Here is a 20,043-nt window from a genome sequence, read left to right as displayed (position 1 = left end):
CCATGGAGATACAATTAATGTCGCGCTTACTTCCCTTACTCTGTTTGCTTGTTTCTGTCAGCAATGTGGCTCAGGTACAGGAGGTCTCGGTAGTGTATCCGGAATCAGTGGTGAATCAACAAACACTGCAACTTACCGGCACAATTGAAGCCATTCAGGACGCCAGTATTGCAGTGCAGCAAGCAGGCCTGGTGGCGTCCCTGTACAAGGATATGGGCGACAGTGTTGAAAAAGGAGAAAAACTCTTACAGTTAGACGCCAGCCTGGCAGAGTTTCAGTTACAGGAATTACAGGCAGCAGTAAAAACCGCCGAAGTCCAGCTTGCCGAAGCACAGCGCGTTTATCGTGAGGCTCTGAGACTTTCAAAAACGCAGTTTGTCCCTGAAACCTTAATTGCCGAGCGAAAGTCCAGAGTATCCGAAGTTGAAACCTCGCTATTACGCGCAAACGCCAGCCTGAGCCTGCAGCAGGAAGTGTTAAAGCGGCATACTGTTTACGCCCCTTTTTCAGGAGTGATCACAACCCGAAATGCTGATTTCGGTGAATGGGTACAACCTCAAACTGCCATATTCAATCTGGTGTCTAACACCCAATTACGACTCAAAGTTGCGGTTCCTCAGGAACACTACGGTGCCATCGCGGCGCTGTTGGCCAGTGGCAAAGCAACTGTCCGTGTTACCGCTGACAACGCTCAGGCGCAAACAATGCAATTACCGATATCTGCCATTGTACCGGTTTCGGACCCGCAAACCCGCACATTTAATATGCTTGTGGATGTCAGTGCAGATCAGCACCTTATCGCCGGTATGTCTGCCACGATGCGACTGGATTTGAGTGCCCATGCAGAGCCGTTGTTGTGGTTACCCAAATCTGCCATTAAGTCTCACCCGGATGGCGGAAACAGCGTATTTTCAGTGCAGGACAATAAAACGGTACGCCACATTGTTAAGATCAAACAGCGTGACAGAGATCGGGTGGCAGTATCCGGTGCCCCAGCCGATGTTCCTTACATAAACAAAGGTGTGCAATTGCTGCAGGAAAACACCCAGGTCAGTATGCAACAATCGGGAGATGCAGAATGATAGCGGCAGTAGCTCACCGGGGGATTCTGGTAGCGGTTTGCGTATTTATCGCCGCAATCCTGGGTCTGGTGACTTCGAGCAAGACACCAATTCAGATGATCCCTGACCTGGAAGTACGCACGATAACCGTTCAGACTGGTTGGTCAGGTGCCACACCACAGGATATCGAAAAAGAAATTCTGATTGAGCAGGAGCGCTACTTACGGGGTTTACCCAACTTACAACGAATGACCTCATACGCCGAAATGGGCGAAGCCAATATTGAACTGGATTTCCCTTTTGGTGTCGATGCAAATGACGCCTTGATCCGGGTCAACAATGCCCTTAGCCAGGTGCCTTCATACCCGGAAAATGTCGACCAGCCCAGATTATTCTCCAGTGCCTTTTCCAGCAACGCCTTTATGTATTTTGCGCTCAAGCCCTTGCCTGGAAACCCGCTACAACTGGACATGGATTTGCTCAGTGACTTTGCTCAGGATTACGTTCGTCCCCGTATGGAAAGCGTTGAAGGGGTATCTGAAATTGGTGTCAATGGCGGCGCGGCCCGCCAAATCCAGATAAGAGTGGATGCGGCGAGGCTGGCGCAACGAGGTATCAGCCTCAGTGAAATTCGCGATGCGGTACGGGATCGAAATCGGGATGCGTCTGCCGGGGATATCGAAAGCGGGCAAAATCGCTATTTATTGCGGGTAGTCGGCCGCTTTGAAGAGTTGTCCGAAATCGGTGACATTGAGATCAAACGGGTAAACGACAACAGTGTTTACCTGCGCGACATCGCCGATATCCAGCTAGACCATTTCGAAACACGTGGTTTGTCATATTTCGATGGTCAGCGCAATCTGATGTTGTCAGTTCGACGGGAAAGTGGCTCAAATGTGATTGCCATCAAGCAAGGCATCTTAGATATCGTTGAGGATCTGAACAACAATTTGCTGGCGCAAAACGGCCTTGAGATGATCCTGATGGGAGACGATGTGCAATACGTACAGGATTCTCTGAAAAATGTCTGGTTTAACCTGATTTTAGGCGCGTTGCTGGCCACCGGTGTCATGTACCTGTTTTTGCGCTCTGGCAGAGCCACCCTGGTTGGGGTTCTGGGTATTCCGGTTTGCACCATCGCGGCATTTGTCGCCCTGAATCTGATGGGCCGAACCATCAACGTAATTTCGCTTGCCGGTGTGGCTTTTGCCATTGGTATGACGGTGGACAATACGATTGTGGTGCTGGAATCCATCATAGAAGCCTGGCGTAAAAACACCTCCAAATTGCAGGCCGCGATAGACGGGGTGCAGGATGTCTGGCCGGCAGTACTGGCCTCAACGGCCACTACCATCATGGTCTTTACTCCGATCCTGTTTGTGCAGGAAGAAGCGGGTCAGCTGTATTCAGATATTGCCATCGCCATTTCAGGCGCAATTTTGGCATCGATGCTGATTGCGGTGTTTGTGGTGCCGGTCAGCCTGGCAAAACTTACCAAAAACAAAGAATTCGTGACCGTGTCACGCACCACGTCAGAGCGAAAATGGCTTAAATTCACCGCCTTATTCACCCAAAGCCGCACCTCTGCCCGGGGTTATAGTGTGGCGTTTTTCCTGATCATTCCCGCTCTGGCCTGGTGGTTTATGCCAGCGGCTGAATACCTGCCGGAAGGCGAAGAGCCCAAAGCATTCAGTATGATGATAGCCCCGCCAGGTTATAACCTTACTGAGATGCAGCAAATTGGTGATGAACTGCGGGCGTATTTTGATAACTACACCGCCCTGGCAGAAGATGACTATCAGGAAGACGATATGGTGCCATTGGAATACTACATGCTGCGGGTATCAGTTGGGCGAATCTGGCTGTTAAGCGCCCCCAAAGATCCGGCATACATTAACCAGATGATGGATCAGATCACCCAAAAGTTCAGAAGCTATGAAAACATGCGGGCGTTTTCGTCGCGCGGGTCAATTATCTCCAGCAACGATGGCGGTTCCCGGGCAGTAGCGGTGGATATCTCCGGGGCCAATATGGAAGAGTTGTATCAGGCAGCAGAAGCGGTGTATCGACAGGCAGAAGCGTCTTTTGATAATCCGCAAATCAATTCCGATCCGGGCTCCTTGTCATTAACCCAACCTCTGATTGAGATACGTCCTCGTTGGCGCAGGTTAGAAGAACTGGGCTTTAATAATCGTGATTTTGGCTACGCGGTGTCGGCACTAAGTGACGGCGCCTTTGTGGATGAGTTTATCCTCGGCGATGACAAAGTTGATATATTCTTGTACAGCGGTGCGGGGAACGCCCAAACCATCGAGCAATTAAGCCACGCCCCAATGATCACCCCGGCTGGCGGGGTACTGCCATTGAATGCCATGGCGGATCTGATCGAAACCAAAAACAGTAACAGCCTGCGCCGTATTGACGGCGACAGAACGGTTACGGTTTACATTATCCCTCCCAGAGATGTGGCACTGGAAACAGCGGAACAAATTGTGCGTACAGAACTATTGCCCACTTTATGGCAGTCAGGTGAAATTGCTCAGGGGATCCGCTTAGATGTCAGTGGTGCCGCAGATCAATTACAGGCAACACGCGCCTCGTTATCCGGAAACTTCTTAATTGCGCTGGTGATCAGTTACCTGTTACTGGTGGCGATATTCAAGCACTGGCAATACCCGCTGTTCATCCTGGCTACAGTGCCTTTGGGTATGGCCAGTGGTTTACTGGGTCTGATTTTACTCAACGGTGTTGGCAGCGTCGTCTCAGCGACAGGATTGCCCGGCTTTCATCAACCTTTCGATATGATCACTATGTTAGGTTTTTTGATTTTGCTGGGTACAGTGGTCAACAATCCCATCTTGATTGTGGAACAAACCCGCAAGAATATTCAGGAGCTTGGCATGGGCGTGCAGGAGGCTGTGCATCAGGCAGTTAAACGTCGCCTGACCCCCATATTAATGTCGACGTCCACCACGATCCTGGGGCTTGCACCATTGGTATTAATCCCCGGAGAGGGCACAGAATTGTATCGGGGCGTGGGCATCATTGTATTGTGTGGCATCCTGGGCTCCATGGTGTTGACCATGAGCTTTTTACCGGCGCTACTGGTCGCATTGTTAAAAGATACCCCCACGAAGTCGGCCCAGAACGCCTGATCTCAGGCAAGGAAAACGGACTAAGCATTTTATTATATTAATCTGTAATATTGTGCTTAATCCGCTTGCATGTGGCTAAGTTTGCTATACTCTGCGAGGTTTTTTTAGATATAGCGAAAATCCGATGTCATTTCCTCCCTGCCCGCAATGCAACTCCGAATATGTTTATCAGGATCAGGACAACCTGATTTGCCCGGAATGTGCCTTTGAGTGGAACCCCACAGAAGTAAAAGAAGACGAAGCCATTAACGTCAAAGATGCAAATGGTGCGTTACTGGTGGATGGCGACAAGGTCACGGTTATCAAAGATCTCAAGATCAAAGGCAGTTCTCAGGTGATTAAAATTGGCACCAAAGCACTGGTAAGACGGGTGCTGGATAAAAAAGATCACGAGCTGGACTGCAAAGTGGATGGTGTCGGAGAAATGATGGTCACCGCGAAGTTTGTGAAAAAGGCCTGACAGATTCGACTGGCAAATTACCTTCAGGTGGCTTCCTGCATAAAACAAGAAGCCACATAACGCTAGTTTAGCAGCTATCAGGATTTAAATGCCGTATGCGCAGTGATCATGCCCGCCTGATAGCAAGCGAGTGCCTTGTTAAATCCACCAGCTTCGATCAGTGACACAACCTTGTGTGCCGGTAAAATCGCGACATCACGCTCATAGGTTTCTCTGATTTCCTGTTTTTTGGCGGCATCCATACCTGTTTGATGTAACACCGACATCCACAAATTTAATACTGCCGGGTAGTCGGCAGACTCAGTATCGGCCATCAAATCTGCATTGAACAATATGCCACCGGGCAATAGCCGGGCAGCAATTTCGCGAAAGAACTCACTGCGGGCCGCCGGGTCCATCAGAAAATGTGACACCAATAAACTGGTGGCAGCATGATGTATGGGTGTATGCGATAAATTCTCAAGATAGCCAACGTGAAACTCACAGCGGGACGCATAACCCAGCCGGGTTAAATTGGCGCGACAAACCTGCATCATTGTCGGCGCCGGCTCCACCAGGGTGAATTGAAAAGATGGGAACGCCTGGGCCAGATACACCACTTCCTGACCGGTTCCCGAACCGACACATAAAATTCGTGCATCGTCGGGTAAATCCCTAAATGCCGCCTGTAACACCAGATGCATAGCATCTTTGATGGGTTTTACTTTTTGCCAGTTGTCATCGTAAATTGTGGCCTGTTGGTCAAACAGATCTGTAATTTCTTCCCGATTCATAGATAATTGTCCTGAATACACCTTAAGTAACATCATAAGTTACATTAAAAATTTACAACCGGCAATACTCGTAACTTTATTTGTTACATAAATAACAATTGATGAAAAAATGAGAAAAGACAGCAGACTATCCCGTCTATTACACGCCCTGATCCACATGGACATGTTAAACCGTGGTGTCACCTCCGATGAACTGGGCAAGATGCTGGGCACCAACCCGGTTGTCGTACGAAGAACCATGGCATTGTTGAAAAAGGCCGGTTATGTATCCTCGGTAAAAGGCCACAATGGCGGCTGGCACCTTGAAACTTCGCTCACCGACATCACCTTGTTTGATATCCAAGCACTGGTAGGTGACGCCTCCTTGTTTACCATTGGCTTAACCGACGAACACAATAATTGCCCCATTGAAAAAGCCGTCAACACCGCGATTTCTGGAGTACTGCATGAAGCAGAAGCGCTGGTGTTGGCCCGCTTCAGAGAAATCAAACTCAGCGCCTTGCGCTATGATGAAAAATTACTGGCTCAGTTAGAAGGCTTTATAACAAGCAAGGGCTGAAATCTGTTTAACCCAGAAGTGCCGCCCAGATAATACCAGTTAAGCATTTATAGATGTTTGTCCCACAAGGAAAATATAACTTCTCCTAAGTCATTCCAGTTACTATTGGATACTCTTCAACAATTGCCCCTGGATATGCACAATCATTGATGTAATAGCCTATTGTAGCGCAATTAAAGTAGCGAATAATTACTCTCACCCGCGTTACTGACGGACTATGTTACCAACGCTATATCAACAGAGACATTTTATGTTTGGCTAATGCAGCAATCATTGTTTCTTGCCTTTTACACTACTGCTCTTATAAATCAGAATCAGCATCCCTCAGCCAGGGTAAATATTTCGCGCTCACCAGCCACGCCCACCCAAAAGACAAGAGCGCTGTTGCTTCTGCCGCGAACAGGAAACTACTCCATTGTTCTTTTAACAGAAAATGAGCAATGACCAAAATTGCAGCAATGACAAAGCCGATACTGCTAATTTTATACATAATGTTCCGTCGTTTTCGTGCAACTGTAGTACAGCCTTCGTCATATTGAAAAATGTAAATACTAAATACGAATAAAATACCAAACAATACAAATGACGCTACACCATGTACAAACGAAATATAGCAAGCGACCTCTTTACAACGACATATATGTCTGCATTCGGTTGGAAATAGCGCTACGCAAAAGGCGCTTACACCAGCGATAGTGCTTAGCAACGATTGATTTCCCAACCAAAATTTGCCAGCTACTCGTTCATCGTACCAACCTTTGTAAGAAATTAGAAAAGATCCAACGATGAACAAAGAGCCGACAAAAATATCACGGCCATCTGTGTGATAGTAGATACTGATTGAGGTTAGCGGCCCCCATCCAGAATTTGCAATCAGATTTGCCGCCACAACAGCAAAAGGCAAGACTATAGCTATAATGCCAATGATCATTCTCTGGATTCGATAGGAAAAAACTCGAATTTTCACACCGTTGATGTTTTCTGCACTGCCGCTCATGATTTGTCTCACTCAATACCAAAAAAGGAAAGAAGATCGGTACCATTCTTGCGTATCCCTAAAGTCACACCGTAATCATCCTGACCTTCGCCAGCATTCAGACGAAATCCAAAAAAGTAAGGCTTATCCTTAACGATTCTCCAGTTGAACAAAAGCAACTTTCTTTTGGCATTTTCGATGGGTACAAGACAACTGGTATTTCCTTCCGTACAAGCTTCTGTCGAGACTCTTGCACCATACTCTTCAAATTTTGCATTGTGGAGATAGGTTATAATGACATCAGGAATTGCATTCCTACCAGCAAGAATGTCGGAACGATAGTAGCGATAATCCAGCCCCCATCCCTTATATCGATTCACCGTGTCTGAATTTTCTAATCTTTTATCCCGATTTTGAAATCCATAGCGATAGATTATGCCAAGATTAGAGCGTTTGTTTTCACTAGTCAGAACACAGGCGAGTTTCGACAAAGTAGTTTCTTTATTACAATATGACGCTGAAGCACGCAATGTAAAACTACCATCAAACGTATCTGAAACCTGATTAAAATCGGTTGGAAAACCAGTGTTGCTGGATTGGTCTGACATAGCGATTACACCGTTATCGTCGACACTCTCTGGCTCCACATTAGTACCAGAACCATAAAACGTGCCAATAAATCCAGCATTTATCAGGAGATTCAGGCCATCGTCTTTGTCAGGCGCATCAGCGAAGTCATAGCGTCCGTCAAAATAACTGTCGAAATAGGCTCTATTTTCAGAAAAGCCACCATTTGTGTCATCGCTGTAATCTGGCAACCACATTGTACCAAATTCAAAGGCAGCGATAACATGACTGTCAGCCGTGTTTTGCTCTTTTTTGATTTCTGGTTTTATCGCTTCTTTTTGTTGTGCGGTTAGTTTGACTAATTGCTCTTGATCTGTATCGCTCAATGGCGACTTATTGAGTAAACAATTAATTTGATGATTTTTTTGAATCAACTCTTTCCTGCTCAGTAACTCTTCAAGCTCCTCTCTTTTACTGTTGGTTGCAGCAAATGCAATTTCATCCTTTAAAATCAATTTCGCCTTTTCCTTAGCCAGTTGGCAATTATCATCCGTGGGCAAAACACTTTCTTCCCCAAACGCTCCCATACTAATAAATATTAGCGCACTAACTATTGTAATTTTTACCATGATGTTCTCACATATTTTAAACAACTACTCCTTGAGTGGGTCTCAAAATTGAATTCTCTCAGCAAAATTTAATTTTTTAAATATCTACCAATGACCTCGGGGTGTTCCCGCGACGTTTATATTGCCCCACCAGAACCTCACAAAAATCATTATTTCCGCTATATTGGCACCAGCATTCAGCCCAAACGAAATAGTCAAATAAACATGTCAAGCGTGAAATGAAGTGTTTTTAAGCACATGCATTATGGAGTTTGTATGGGCCATGAAACTTTATAAGCTCGAATTTTAAATGAAAATACAATTAATAAATTAATCAACATAGAACTCCGTGTTGTTTAAATAATTTTTTAGGGTTAGTATTTTTATCAATTAAAAATAACCAGAAAAAAACTCACTCATGACTCAAGCACTAGTCGAGCACGGAGACCTTTTAAACAGTATCCAACAAGGTGACCGACAAGCAGAGAAAAGGCTAGTTTCACAATATTGGAACCGACTTAAATTTATATTGGAGAGGCAAAATATCGACTCTCAGCAGGTTCTTGATTTGTGCCAAGACACCTTTGTAGTCGTAATACAAAAAGCTCGAAATAATGAAATCAATTCAGAGAGTTCTTTGGGGGCATTCATTCGCAGTGTCGGCACAAATTTACTTATTGAGAGCAAACGTAAATATAAACGCCAGGCTACATTTGATTGCGATGAGTTTGACTATATACCTGATACACACACCTCACCAGAACGCGCATATTCAAGGCAACAACTAACAGAACTCGTATTAATTGCCATAGAACAGTTCGATATTTCCAGAGATCGAGACATATTGAAATGGACTTACGTTGAACATCTCAGCAAGTCTGAAATATGTACTAAGTTAAATATCAGTCCAGCTCATTTTGATCGAGTCATATTCCGAGCCAAACAACGTTTAAAAGAGGAACTTGCCAGAAAACTGAATATTGACCTCAAGTCACATACCCTATCTGACTATTTACTCTGCATATTTATGTGCTTAATTTTGCAGTCAAATCATAGCCGTATAGAAAATTTTGTTGCAAGTGTGAGAGGTTTCGCTAACCCGAGTCACTATATAACTATTAACAGCGCTCACGGTTTAAGTAGTCTTCCAGAGCGCAAGGCCAATTATGAAGTATGACGTAAATGATGAAACATTAAAGGTCAGATATCTTAATAAAGAGCTTTCTCCTGAGGAAACAGCTTGGTTTGAAGACTTATTAATGGAAGATGAGAAGTTGTTTGAAGAATTGCAAATGACTCTGGCATTAATAGATGCGTCAAAGCATTACAGCTTTGTCACACCGACAGAAAAAAGAAAGCAACGATGGAGAGATGTATTGTCTTCCCCGGTTATCAGTTTTCCGCTGGGTGTTATAACTGGTCTGGCTGCTTCAGTATTATTGACCATAAGCTTGCTGTCTGAGCCTGAATTGCAAGTGTATAGCAGTGGCAATGTATTGTTCTTAGAAACGTCGCGGGGAGTTTCAACATCGAAAACAAAAGTTACATTAGATAACAATAATAAAGCGACGATGTTTATCCAAACTGGGGACATTAGCCCCACCAACTACCAATTGCAGTTGGTGGAGTCGGTCTCGGGCAACTTGCTCGTCAGCGAGCAGGTTTCTGCTAATGCAGCAGGTGAACTTGTAATTGTTGTGCAATTATCTGAATTAAAAGAACAACACCTGGATTTGGTTTTAACTAATCAGGAATTAAATAAGCGGGACATACTTAAGCTGTTTTTAGTGCGCCCATAACTCGCTGGAGAAGACTAATGTTGCAAGCGTGGAAAAGTGCATTCCATCAAATGGAAAATAATGTTGCCATTGTAGCAGCGAATCAGAAAACGGTTGAAACTCCCCCTCAGGCTCCTCTGCCCGCCTTTTCATCCGAGCAACTGTTAAGCCTCGGTGAAGTTTGTAATAAACAAGACCAGATAGACAGTGGTGACATGGAATTGAGGCTCTCAGCAATTTATACCTACTTTGGGCAATTCATCGCCCACGATATCGCCAAATTTTCCAATCAAAACCATCAACCCTCAGATACATTTTTCGGTATTGCCCGTGCATTCAATAACATTGCCAATCCGTTAAATCTTGAGAGTTTGTATGGTAATGACAACATTGGAATTGATAAAAGAGGTAAGTTTTGTCTCTTTAGTAAAGATGGCGTTAATCGATATGACATTCCTCGAGACAATAACGGCACCCCACTCCTTGCGGATGAGCGCAATGACCAAAATTTGTTGATTTCACAATTCACTCTAATCTGGATGCGTTACCACAATCATCTTATCCAAAGTGGCAAGTCCTTTGAGGAAGCGAAACGGCAAACAAAAAATGTTTACCATTACCTGATAAAGTGGGACTTTCTAAAAAAGATCATGTTTGAGGACTTATGGTCATTGTACTTTGGAGATGAGACTGCAGCACCTGCCATACAATTAGATGCTGCTAATTCAGATATCCCGGCGGCATTCCATTCAGCTACATTTCGGTTTGGTCACAATATGGTTCGTCATTTTTACGCCATAGGACAACAACGTGGCGTTACCCTAAGCGAAATATTGGCGAAGACGAATCACGGCGGATTTGGTCGGTCTGATCTAAGAATAGTGAGCGATGCACCAATGAATAAGTTGTATCGAGTTAATTGGCACACATTCATTAATGACCCCACAAACAAAGCGATGGAACTCTCCGCAAAAGTCAAAATCAACGTTCCTCAACTGACATCTCGCGAATTTATTTCAATGAGTACACGTAATCTGATGCGCGCACATGATTTTGGTGTAGCTGACGCACAAACTTACATAGAGCGCTATATTAGATATTATCCTCAACTGAAGCGTTATTTTAGCTATTTTACAGCGCCACAATACTGGTTGTTCTCAGGGTTTACCCATACAGACCTCATTCCTGAACGGTACACCTTATTCAACAGTACTCCACTTTGGTTTTATATCCTGCGTGAGGGTGCAAAATTGCGCTCTCTGGTTCGTTCACACAGCTCCGATTTATATGGAAAAAAGGGAATACTTGGGCCTCTGGGGAGCCTTATAGTAGGTCAGGTATTCTCAAAGTTACTGCAAGACACAAATACTTCACATAGCACTTTTACCTCCATAGAGGAGCTAGCAAAGTTTACAAAATCAGTTTGATTTCTTAAATCACCTTAAGACGGAGAAATTTATGCCAAGTGTTTTAAAGAAAAGCTGGGAATCAGTCCAGGGAAAGTCCTCTCACGGACAACCAATAGACGGTTTCAGCCCCATTCATTACTTGCCCCTGGATGGTGACTTTATTGTATCATTTGAATATAACCACGATGACCTGGGCCGAGTCATGAGTACCACCGTATTTACCCCTACCGGTGATATTCGAATTAAACAGCACCTATATAAAATTGTCGACGATGGTAAACAACGCTTTTTGTGGCAATTGCATTCCAATGCGATTCCTGTGTTGGACTTTGGCATCGAGATAGACAATGAAATACAGCAGTATGTGATTTCTGGAAACGATGACAGGTTTGCGGATTTCCCGTTGGATTTCAAAGAAGCTGATTTAGTTCAGTTTACAAAAGCAGTTGAGCATGAAAACGTAGCGAGGTGGCGCTGGAAAAGAATTGAATGAGCTAGCAATGTCTAAATACCGTTTTATTTTTCATTCGCTGCTCTTGATATTGACTGGATTTGCAGTGCCAAACGGTGCTGCAAATTCCTATTACACAGATTTTCTGCAAAATTCCTGTGAGGCGCCGACCTTAGTCAAATTGATAAATAGCCAACCAGTCAGTCAATTAGGCTTGCTCGTAATTGATGAAAAACAGCTGACAAAACTGTACGAAGAAGACTGTTTTATCTCCCCCATTCCGCTGTCTGAAACATTGACTAAATTTGTAAGTGAATATCAGATTACTGAGGCATTCACCACCTGGTACACTTTACTGCCTAAAGATAAAGAAAAAATAATAGAAGCCTTTAACAAATTTAATGCGATGGCAGCACTAACGCCCGATGAAAGGTTGTTGTTTAAATATTGGCTGTTCAGTGTCCAAAATCATAGTTTTCTTTTGAATAACGCCATAGAAACGGCCTCATCTATATTGCTATACAAGAGTATCCCCCCGAAACAAAAAATCGCTCTGAAACTAGCCACTGCGGAAGCTTTTATGCGCCTCGACAAAACACAAAGAGCACGCACCGAGTTCGATACATCATCTCGATTAATACAACAAACTAATGACGTGGGGAATTCGTTGCGCATCCGTTATCATTATCTGATGGCTGAATTATTGCTTCATCAGGATTTGGTTGAAGATGCCTACTCCAATCTCAGGAGCGCCGAGTCAATAACTCAGCAACCCGGTTATATCGATCACCGAGACAAAATAACACTACAAGACAATTGGGGATATTATTATGCCCGAAGAGCAATGCAAGGGAGTAAAATTGATTTCCCACTTTTACATATGGCATTAGATAGAGAAATGCAGGCATTGGCACTGGCTCGAGAGTTCCAGGTGGTGCACCAGCAAATAGTGATACACAGTAATATCGCGAGAATGCACTCTATGTTGGGAAAGCTAAATAGTGCAAAAAGAAATTATTTAATCGCACTACATTTGTTGCAATCTCATCCAGACAAAGATCTGCAAGCTTTTTTAACCAGTAATATTGCTCATATATATGAAGAACTTGGGGATCCACAACGAGCAAATTATTACCTGACTGCCTCAGCAGAAAGTAGCCAACATGAGGGCTCTCCACGAGCAGCCAAGTTAATCTGTAAACAAGCCGAAATCGCCATTCTCCTGAATGATATTGAAGAAGCACAGACCTTACTATTTAACTGTGAGGCTATTGCTCAATCCACTGAAAATGATCCTGATTTACAATTGCAGATCGCCAATTTACATGCCCAATTGAGTAATGGTACACAAGACACTTTCAACAAGATTCTGGCCATTATTCCTGAGGCACAAGATTTGAAGACAATCGGGCAAAGTTACTTACTAATGGCTGAGCTTTCTCAGCCAGACAAGCAATATTTCTATCTCCAAAAAGCGAGTGAAATGTTTAATAAAGCCTCAAACAAGCTCTTGTTATTTGAAGCACTCTATAAAATGAGTGCACTAAAAGCTGACAATACCGCTTTAGCGGAGCAGACGGATCGAATAGCGATTGGTGTTTTATCACAATTGGGAATAGAAGAAACAAGCATGTATTGGATTCAAAAAATACATGTGCACTTTATCAATCAGGTTAGACGTCTTATTAATAATGGCAACATCGAACGTGCCCTACAAAAAACGATTCAGATAAGACAATTGCAGTCCCAGATTCGGCGGCAACAGATATCAAACAAAAAGGATAATCACTATCGCGGAGATAACCTTAATATCTACTCTGACTTAACAGCAAATGCACTCCTTTACCAACAAACTGAGTACGATCAAAGAGAATTGAAAAAAGCCATATCGCAAGACCTGGATTGGTTGTATCAAGATATAGAACAGCAAGATTTCACGTTAGCAGAGATTATTAACCACAAAAGTCTCGAGACAGATGACACAAAAAACTTGAGGGAAACAAGCTTTGCTCTTAAATCTATACGGTTCAAAAAGGATGATGAGGCACTAATTGCCTACCTTTTTAATCCAACTATTTCTGGCGTATTTTTAAAAGATAAAAATGGTACTCAATTTGAACGGTTCGAAGATGCACAAGTAATAAAGCGCCTAATAAAAAACTCCAGTATTGCTCTGGCAACCAGAGCACCTGAGGCGCAAAGCAAAATCCTTGAAACTAAACAAGCATTGCTGCCAAATTTCAATAACCAACAAAACTACGAACGGATATATTATCTACCTGACAGTGAGCTTTATCTATTTCCTGAAAGTTTGCTTTTTTCAGAGGAGCAAGTCATATTGCGAGGGTTGCCCGATGCAGGTATCCCTCTACACAGCAATAAGGCAAATGACATGACGTTTATTGGCAGTAGTTTTAGCTTGTCCGAATTGACCGGTATCCAATTTAACGATAGCAGCTTCAACGATGAGCTTCCCATGGCGAAACAAGAGCTATCCAATATAAGGGACTTAACCCCCGGATATTTTGCCGCGTTTTTAGATAGAGATGCTACTAAGGCCCAACTACTTTCAAGTAAAAATAGTCATGTTTTGCACCTGAGCTTGCATCACTATTTTAACCCTGATAATCGTTCCGATATCGGTTTATTTCTTTCACCTGTCAACTCTGATAGACCATTTGCAACGGGTTTTCTATCTTTAAGTGAACTAAACCGAGCACACTTTAATAACCAGCTAGTTTTTTTAAATGGATGCGAAACATTTAATGGAAAATATTACCGCGGAGCTGGAGTATTAGGCATAGCTCAAGGATTTATTAATGCCGGAGCTAAGACGGTAATATCTACACTATGGAAAGTAAGTGATCGCGCATCAATGGAATTTACCCGTCATTTTTATACAAATTATTTTGACAACAATGACCCTGCCATAGCCCTCGCATACGCTCGTGAAAAAATGCGCGAAACAGTGCGCTTTAGGCATCCCTATTACTGGTCAGGGTACGTCTTAAATTCAAGATAATAAAGTTAAGTATAGTTAGGACTATAAAATCCTCTGACTTTTATATTAATCAATTTAAATCCTTTCATCAAAACGTGTATTCCTCATACACACAATGCTTTTTCAAACTCTGAATCACCATTAAAGGCTAATCTTCAACCTTTAAAATAACTCCCTTATCTGATCATTCAATTTCAACAATGGGCTAATCAGAATAAGCCTCTCTGATGTTCCCTTTATCAACTCTTCCAGGTAGTAGTTTGTTGCGCTGGTGTTTAAAAACTTGGCCATTAAAATCCCTTTCACTTATTGAGTATATTTTATACCCAACAGAATAGTATCAGCTGTTGTAGGAAAGTAAATCAAAAGGGAGCGTAATTGTAAAAAAGGGCCAATGTATGGGAATAATCAAGACAGGCATTGAGCTGTTTCTCAATATGCCAGTCTTGGTAGTTTGATTAGTTCCTTCGAAGAAACTCTCAGCGCCCATTCCCCCATGGAGTATTGGCACTCGCATCCGGGCGATGTTTCTTCACCATGCCCTGTAAAAAGTTACGCAATAACTGATCACCGCAGGCACGATAACTGCGATGTTCAGGTTTTCTGAACAGGGCACTTAACTCACTTTTGCCGATTCGAAATTCCGCCAGTTGCAAGATCTTCATCATATCTTCCTGCTGGTAAGACTGAGCGATTTTAATCTTGCGCAGAATATCATTGTTGCTGAGGCGCTGACCGCCTTCCAGCCCCGGCGGTGGCCCACCTTCCTGCTTACCGCGGTTTTTAACAATTAAACCATCCAGAAATAAACACAAGGTTTTATCCCGACAGGGTAAAAAGCCAGACTCATCTTCTTTTTTCATCATATTCATCAGATAGTCTTCATCCAGATCATGGTCCACCAGCTTAAAAATGTTGATGGTAGCCTTGTTATCCAGACTCAGGGCAAAACGAAGACGGCGTAAAATGTCATTTAACAGCATGGGAAATTGTAAAGGTGAATGTGATGTGCAAACAGTATACCTGATTAGGCCGAGTTAATGGCGTAATCAGGCACAACAATGCAAATTAACGGTATCAGGCCTGATGTTTACTTTCCGCCAAGCCGCCCAAAACAAAATAAGTGCCTATTACTATCACCGCGAACCAGCGACGCTCTGGCAATTGCAAAGTATGGTTAATCAGTACTTCACCATAATTGGCCAGAACGCCATAACCTACTGAACAGAGCACCACAAATGCTAATATTCGCACAACATAATGGTAGGGGCGCATCAGACGCTTCAGAGTCTTATTAATATTATCGCCATAAAGCACCAACAACACCGCCACCCAAGACGTCACAATGACGTTGCGATACGACCAAAACCAGTTGGATAGTTCAGAATTTAAAGACCAGAGCCAGTCCATCTATTCTCTCTTAGTTAAATGATTTATCTGCCGGGATGTTAATGGAAAAGGAGGGAAGAGGGAAACAGTGGCAGCCGATTGGTCAAGCTCGTGAGTCAAAGAATTCAGTTTCGCTGAAATTCAGGTATAAAATGAACTCATAAAGAAGCGGACAAGATTGCCGGAGCCAATCTCAAATCTCCGAAGGACGAACCAGAACGACGAGAAACAGAGAAATGGCGAGCTATTTAACGCGGCAAACCTTAAAGCTACTACAAATAACCGATTTCCGTTGGCTTGCACTTTTTCCTGTCGTTACCAGGAAAAGCCATGTGTTAAAGGAACTGTTCCCTCTTTACACACCAGGGCTGTTGTTTAGCTGATATTGGTAACCACTCATCTCAGGTGCTGTTGCAATCTTTTCCAAGACCGCCAATGCTTGCTCACCAATTTTTACAGCACACTATAAATAACACCATGATATCTAAACTAAAATCGCTCTCTGTCAGCCTTTTATTGATCTTCTGCTTTTCCGCAAATGCAACAGATTGCAATAATCCCTGTATGTTACAGGAAGCAGAAAAGTACTTTCAGGCACTGGATCGCGTAGCAAAACGGGACTCGACACAGCAAGATATTGATGACTTAATCGGTATGATGCATGACAGCGTTAAATATGAGCACATCGAATACGGCGCTAATTTCGATAAAAAGACCTGGGCAGAAGCATTTACCCGGCAACTTAAAAATGGCGCGTACCAGAACGGTCCCGAGAACGAAATTAGAATTTTAAACGTGATCTATGGCAAATCCCATGCAGCCATAGAATACTCGCACGGTTTGCTTATGGATGACGGAACATGGCAGCCCGACAAGAAAATGTTTGCCCTGTTCGGTTTCACCGAAAATAAGATTTCGCTTATCAGAGAGTATTGGTAGCGGCTCGGATTACCCAAACATTGAACGTTTGGGTAATACATCATCCGCCGTCTCGTATAAATCGTACTGCACTTGATAATGAAGCCAAGCTCCGGCGCTAATATTAGTTACGGATTCCAACTTAAGAGCAAACTCAATCGATACTCTTACATGACCATTAATAAATCTTGAAAAATGTTTAGCAGAGAATCCCATCAGCTCTGCAATTTCAGGATGCTTTTTATCAGTTATAGACAAACAACGCCTTTTAAACACGTCCGACGGTTTAGGCCGATACAAAGACTCTGGACGATCTGTAAACAAAACTTGCTGTCATGGCTAGCAAACCCTCAAATCAACGTTGTAGTAATCGCCCCGCCAAAAATCGCATATCACGGTTCCGCAGGGTTCCGATTTATAATTTGAGAATTTATGAAGGTGTGACAAAGAGCTTCCATCAGTCAAACTGAATTCTATTGATATGGTGACTTTGACTTTGCACCAATAAAAAACTTTTTTTGATTTTTGCTCCTCGCATAAGCCAATTATATGCAAAGTAAATTAGAATTGGTGAGAAGGTCAGGGAAAACTTTGTTAAAACACCATAATCAAGAGTAGGATACAATATAAGTGGAATCATTGCTGTAAAGCCTGATACAAAATACCCTGTAAAACATACAAATACGGCCAAGTACATCCTGTACTTGTTTCTAAAAGGCGGTTTCATTTCTAACTTTTGCGTACCGTCCAAAATTTCACACATATATTTTTTGCACTTTGCATACGTATCAAGGCACTTTACTGGGTTGCTCAATGTCAGTAAGAATCGCACTTCGTAAACTGACAAGCCTTCATTTCCAGATACAGCGCCATAACCTTTTTCTATACAAAATGGGTGAATACTATTATTTGATATGTCATCAAAGAACTTTTTAGCGAAGTTGTATTATTCTCTCAACTGTGATTTTTTTAAGGCTTTTGACTCCCAAACAAGTTTTGGGATTCCAATAATTGCTACTGCTAATAACCCAAGCTTAATGGCTGAATCTATGTCCATAGTTATCCTAAAGTAATTATTTTACCAGTTAGAACCTTATACGGAACAATCACAATTAGTCCACTTTTCTGCAACTCGTGGCACTTCTCCTATAGAACAAGTTTCATAGTGAGACTTTATTGCCGTAATTCACATAAATTGCAGGCTAAGAGTAATGACTCATTGTGGTTGGGATGGAATAATCAATAGAACGAGATGAATGTTGATCCCCCGTTAAGTGGGTAGATCCAAAACGTGATGGAAATGGTGCCCAGAGGCGGAATCGAACCACCGACACGGGGATTTTCAATCCCCTGCTCTACCGACTGAGCTATCTGGGCCTGCACCATCGAGAACATGAATCGTTCTCTGAGTTGCCAGCGTGTAACATGTCTGTCACTTGCTGCGGGTGCGTATTAAACGGATTTCGGCCCCCCAAGTCAACTGTTTTTTGTAAAAAAACTCAGTTTGTTGGCCGAGTGCTGATAAAAGCAGCGAAACGTTCACTTTTACAGCACACCTTACTTTTCAGGGGGTGTGTAACCGTCGATTGTGGGCTCTTTACCCTCAAATAAATAGGCTTTCATTTGCTGTTCTAAAAACGTGCGGGCGTTAGCGTCCATCATGTTAAGTTTGTGTTCGTTGATCAGCATGGTTTGCTTCTTTTGCCACTCGCTGAAGGCTTCTTTACTGATGTTGTCAAAAATCTTTTTGCCCAGTTCACCCGGGTATAACTGAAAATCCAACCCCGGCGCGTCTTTTTGCAGGCGTTGACAAAATACTGTGCGGCTCATAACAGTTTCCTTATTTAAGTTGTCACCAAGCTTAATTGATCAAACAGTTTTTTGGTAGCGGCGGCCAATCCTATCTTCGGCGGGTTGGCTAAATCAAACCAGATTTGCTTGCTCTCTTCTACCTGAAAGGTTGCACTGTCAATAAACCTGGGGGACTGCACGTCATACAAGGTAGCACTGATGTCCAGATGGAAGTGGCTGAAAGTATGTCGGAATGATTCCAGGTCCGTCCGGCTAACTATGTTTAAGCCTTGTTGTTGCGCCAGTTGTTCCGGGGTTTGCTCGTTGGCCTCTAAAAAACACCATAAGCCCCCCCAGATACCTGCCGGGGGACGCTGTTCCATTAAAATGCGATTGTGCTGTCGGAATAAAACGAACTGTGCGGTTTTTACCGGAATGGCCTTTTTAGGCTTTTTACCCGGATAAGCGGCATAGTTTTGTTGCTCATGTGCAACACATTGCTGGGCAATGGGACATTCTGTGCAATTTGGTTTACTGCGAGTGCACAGGGTCGCTCCCATATCCATCATGGCCTGATTGTAACTGGCCACCTGTTCCTGTGGTGTGTTTTGCTCTGCGTATTGCCATAACTGATTTTCAGTGGCTTTCTCACCCGGCCAGCCCGCGATAGCATAATAACGGGCCAATACCCGTTTCACGTTGCCATCTAATATCGCCAAAGGTTGATTTAAGGACAGCGATAAAATAGCCCCGGCCGTGGAGCGCCCAATTCCAGGTAAAGCAACCACATCATCAAAGTTATCTGGAAACTCACCGTTGTATTCTGCAACAACTTTTTTGGCGGCATTGTGTAAATTTCTGGCACGGGCGTAATAACCTAAACCGGTCCAGAGGTGCAGCACCTCGTCTTGTGGAGCCGCAGCTAAATCAGCGATGTCGGGAAATCGGGTCATAAATCGTTCGTAGTAGGGGATCACCGTACTAACCTGAGTTTGCTGCAACATGATCTCTGAGATCCACACCCGATAAGGCGTTTTATCCTGCTGCCAGGGAAGGTGTTTTCTGCCGTGTAGTGCGAACCAATCTAATATACGCTGCGTAATATCCGGTAAACTGGGGTTTTGAGCCATTTATCCTATGCTTGTAT

At 43.5% G+C, this 20,043-nt stretch carries 18 protein-coding genes and 1 tRNA gene; 10 read left to right on the top strand and 9 right to left on the bottom strand.

Translation table 11 applies throughout. From position 1 onward, the window contains the following. Positions 1-17: 17 nt before the first annotated feature. From LJ740_RS22130 to LJ740_RS22120, 3 genes are all read left to right on the top strand, one after another. Positions 18-1,082 carry an efflux RND transporter periplasmic adaptor subunit gene (locus tag LJ740_RS22130; RefSeq protein ID WP_229531318.1) on the top strand — a complete coding sequence of 355 codons (1,065 nt, stop codon included), beginning with the start codon at positions 18-20 and terminating at the stop codon, positions 1,080-1,082. Further along, positions 1,079-4,216: an efflux RND transporter permease subunit gene (locus LJ740_RS22125; RefSeq protein WP_229531317.1), complete on the top strand. Its 3,138-nt coding sequence runs from the start codon at positions 1,079-1,081 to the stop codon at positions 4,214-4,216. Before LJ740_RS22130 ends, LJ740_RS22125 begins: the two co-directional genes overlap by 4 nt. A 124-nt stretch (positions 4,217-4,340) precedes the next feature. Then, complete coding sequence (locus LJ740_RS22120) at positions 4,341-4,676, top strand: zinc ribbon domain-containing protein YjdM (RefSeq protein WP_229531316.1); 336 nt, start codon at positions 4,341-4,343, stop codon at positions 4,674-4,676. A 77-nt stretch (positions 4,677-4,753) separates the two neighbouring features. On the opposite strand, the gene LJ740_RS22115 is transcribed toward LJ740_RS22120, so the two are convergent. Further along, positions 4,754-5,449 carry a class I SAM-dependent methyltransferase gene (locus LJ740_RS22115; protein WP_229531315.1) on the bottom strand — a complete coding sequence of 232 codons (696 nt, stop codon included), beginning with the start codon at positions 5,447-5,449 and terminating at the stop codon, positions 4,754-4,756. Positions 5,450-5,558: 109 nt separating this feature from the next. Here LJ740_RS22115 and LJ740_RS22110 point away from each other — a divergent pair, with 109 nt between their 5' ends. Next, positions 5,559-6,008, top strand: coding sequence for an RrF2 family transcriptional regulator (locus LJ740_RS22110; protein WP_229531314.1), 450 nt, complete (start codon positions 5,559-5,561; stop codon positions 6,006-6,008). Between the two features lie 301 nt (positions 6,009-6,309). On the opposite strand, the gene LJ740_RS22105 is transcribed toward LJ740_RS22110, so the two are convergent. Continuing rightward, positions 6,310-7,005 carry a DUF998 domain-containing protein gene (locus LJ740_RS22105; protein ID WP_229531313.1) on the bottom strand — a complete coding sequence of 232 codons (696 nt, stop codon included), beginning with the start codon at positions 7,003-7,005 and terminating at the stop codon, positions 6,310-6,312. Positions 7,006-7,013: 8 nt separating this feature from the next. After that, positions 7,014-8,180, bottom strand: a complete 1,167-nt coding sequence (locus LJ740_RS22100; protein ID WP_229531312.1) for a hypothetical protein — start codon at positions 8,178-8,180, stop codon at positions 7,014-7,016. Positions 8,181-8,577: 397 nt separating this feature from the next. Here LJ740_RS22100 and LJ740_RS22095 point away from each other — a divergent pair, with 397 nt between their 5' ends. Genes LJ740_RS22095 through LJ740_RS22075 form a run of 5 tightly spaced genes read left to right on the top strand, consistent with a single transcriptional unit; the run spans position 8,578 to position 14,819 of the window. Next, the gene (locus tag LJ740_RS22095; protein ID WP_229531311.1) at positions 8,578-9,336 is read left to right on the top strand and encodes an RNA polymerase sigma factor; all 759 of its coding nucleotides are present in this window, start codon (positions 8,578-8,580) and stop codon (positions 9,334-9,336) included. Then, positions 9,326-9,958 carry an anti-sigma factor gene (locus LJ740_RS22090; RefSeq protein WP_229531310.1) on the top strand — a complete coding sequence of 211 codons (633 nt, stop codon included), beginning with the start codon at positions 9,326-9,328 and terminating at the stop codon, positions 9,956-9,958. The genes LJ740_RS22095 and LJ740_RS22090 overlap by 11 nt, the downstream gene beginning before the upstream one ends. 17 nt (positions 9,959-9,975) lie before the next feature. After that, entirely contained in the window at positions 9,976-11,364 is a 1,389-nt protein-coding gene (locus LJ740_RS22085; RefSeq protein WP_229531309.1) for a peroxidase family protein, read from the top strand. 31 nt (positions 11,365-11,395) lie between these two features. Further along, positions 11,396-11,839 carry a hypothetical protein gene (locus LJ740_RS22080; protein WP_229531308.1) on the top strand — a complete coding sequence of 148 codons (444 nt, stop codon included), beginning with the start codon at positions 11,396-11,398 and terminating at the stop codon, positions 11,837-11,839. A 7-nt stretch (positions 11,840-11,846) separates the two neighbouring features. Then, positions 11,847-14,819 (top strand): CHAT domain-containing protein, encoded by a 2,973-nt coding sequence (locus LJ740_RS22075; RefSeq protein WP_229531307.1) that lies wholly within the window; start codon positions 11,847-11,849, stop codon positions 14,817-14,819. A gap of 458 nt (positions 14,820-15,277) precedes the next feature. On the opposite strand, the gene LJ740_RS22070 is transcribed toward LJ740_RS22075, so the two are convergent. Continuing rightward, the gene (locus LJ740_RS22070) at positions 15,278-15,781 is read right to left on the bottom strand and encodes a YehS family protein (protein ID WP_229531306.1); all 504 of its coding nucleotides are present in this window, start codon (positions 15,779-15,781) and stop codon (positions 15,278-15,280) included. A gap of 94 nt (positions 15,782-15,875) precedes the next feature. Beyond that, positions 15,876-16,208, bottom strand: coding sequence for a DUF3392 family protein (locus LJ740_RS22065; RefSeq protein ID WP_229531305.1), 333 nt, complete (start codon positions 16,206-16,208; stop codon positions 15,876-15,878). 543 nt (positions 16,209-16,751) lie between these two features. On the opposite strand from LJ740_RS22065, the gene LJ740_RS22060 reads away from it, so the two are divergent. After that, positions 16,752-17,126 carry a hypothetical protein gene (locus LJ740_RS22060; RefSeq protein ID WP_229531304.1) on the top strand — a complete coding sequence of 125 codons (375 nt, stop codon included), beginning with the start codon at positions 16,752-16,754 and terminating at the stop codon, positions 17,124-17,126. A 9-nt stretch (positions 17,127-17,135) separates the two neighbouring features. On the opposite strand, the gene LJ740_RS22055 is transcribed toward LJ740_RS22060, so the two are convergent. From LJ740_RS22055 to mutY, 4 genes are all read right to left on the bottom strand, one after another. Then, entirely contained in the window at positions 17,136-17,363 is a 228-nt protein-coding gene (locus LJ740_RS22055; protein ID WP_229531303.1) for a helix-turn-helix transcriptional regulator, read from the bottom strand. Positions 17,364-18,406: 1,043 nt separating this feature from the next. Then, positions 18,407-18,482 (bottom strand) — tRNA-Phe (locus tag LJ740_RS22050). A gap of 180 nt (positions 18,483-18,662) precedes the next feature. Further along, positions 18,663-18,935 (bottom strand): oxidative damage protection protein, encoded by a 273-nt coding sequence (locus LJ740_RS22045; protein ID WP_229531302.1) that lies wholly within the window; start codon positions 18,933-18,935, stop codon positions 18,663-18,665. A 14-nt stretch (positions 18,936-18,949) separates the two neighbouring features. Next, positions 18,950-20,026, bottom strand: coding sequence for an A/G-specific adenine glycosylase (gene mutY, locus LJ740_RS22040; protein WP_229531301.1), 1,077 nt, complete (start codon positions 20,024-20,026; stop codon positions 18,950-18,952). Positions 20,027-20,043: the final 17 nt, after the last annotated feature.

This window comes from Planctobacterium marinum, assembly GCF_020687805.1.
Lineage (GTDB): Bacteria > Pseudomonadota > Gammaproteobacteria > Enterobacterales > Alteromonadaceae > Planctobacterium > Planctobacterium marinum.
Note: the sequence above shows the minus strand (reverse complement) of the source record. Positions and strands in the feature narration are given on the sequence as shown.

Excerpts from the sequence above, each read along its gene's own strand:
- LJ740_RS22095 (WP_229531311.1), top strand. The coding sequence starts at position 8,578 with ATGACTCAAGCACTAGTCGAGCACGGAGACCTTTTAAACAGTATCCAA.
- LJ740_RS22085 (WP_229531309.1), top strand. The coding sequence starts at position 9,976 with ATGTTGCAAGCGTGGAAAAGTGCATTCCATCAAATGGAAAATAATGTT.
- LJ740_RS22045 (WP_229531302.1), bottom strand. The coding sequence starts at position 18,935 with ATGAGCCGCACAGTATTTTGTCAACGCCTGCAAAAAGACGCGCCGGGG.
- LJ740_RS22115 (WP_229531315.1), bottom strand. The coding sequence starts at position 5,449 with ATGAATCGGGAAGAAATTACAGATCTGTTTGACCAACAGGCCACAATT.
- LJ740_RS22075 (WP_229531307.1), top strand. The coding sequence starts at position 11,847 with ATGTCTAAATACCGTTTTATTTTTCATTCGCTGCTCTTGATATTGACT.
- LJ740_RS22100 (WP_229531312.1), bottom strand. The coding sequence starts at position 8,180 with ATGGTAAAAATTACAATAGTTAGTGCGCTAATATTTATTAGTATGGGA.
- LJ740_RS22125 (WP_229531317.1), top strand. The coding sequence starts at position 1,079 with ATGATAGCGGCAGTAGCTCACCGGGGGATTCTGGTAGCGGTTTGCGTA.
- LJ740_RS22110 (WP_229531314.1), top strand. The coding sequence starts at position 5,559 with ATGAGAAAAGACAGCAGACTATCCCGTCTATTACACGCCCTGATCCAC.
- LJ740_RS22105 (WP_229531313.1), bottom strand. The coding sequence starts at position 7,005 with ATGAGCGGCAGTGCAGAAAACATCAACGGTGTGAAAATTCGAGTTTTT.
- LJ740_RS22090 (WP_229531310.1), top strand. The coding sequence starts at position 9,326 with ATGAAGTATGACGTAAATGATGAAACATTAAAGGTCAGATATCTTAAT.
- mutY (WP_229531301.1), bottom strand. The coding sequence starts at position 20,026 with ATGGCTCAAAACCCCAGTTTACCGGATATTACGCAGCGTATATTAGAT.
- LJ740_RS22130 (WP_229531318.1), top strand. The coding sequence starts at position 18 with ATGTCGCGCTTACTTCCCTTACTCTGTTTGCTTGTTTCTGTCAGCAAT.
- LJ740_RS22080 (WP_229531308.1), top strand. The coding sequence starts at position 11,396 with ATGCCAAGTGTTTTAAAGAAAAGCTGGGAATCAGTCCAGGGAAAGTCC.
- LJ740_RS22120 (WP_229531316.1), top strand. The coding sequence starts at position 4,341 with ATGTCATTTCCTCCCTGCCCGCAATGCAACTCCGAATATGTTTATCAG.
- LJ740_RS22065 (WP_229531305.1), bottom strand. The coding sequence starts at position 16,208 with ATGGACTGGCTCTGGTCTTTAAATTCTGAACTATCCAACTGGTTTTGG.
- LJ740_RS22070 (WP_229531306.1), bottom strand. The coding sequence starts at position 15,781 with ATGCTGTTAAATGACATTTTACGCCGTCTTCGTTTTGCCCTGAGTCTG.
- LJ740_RS22060 (WP_229531304.1), top strand. The coding sequence starts at position 16,752 with ATGTTACAGGAAGCAGAAAAGTACTTTCAGGCACTGGATCGCGTAGCA.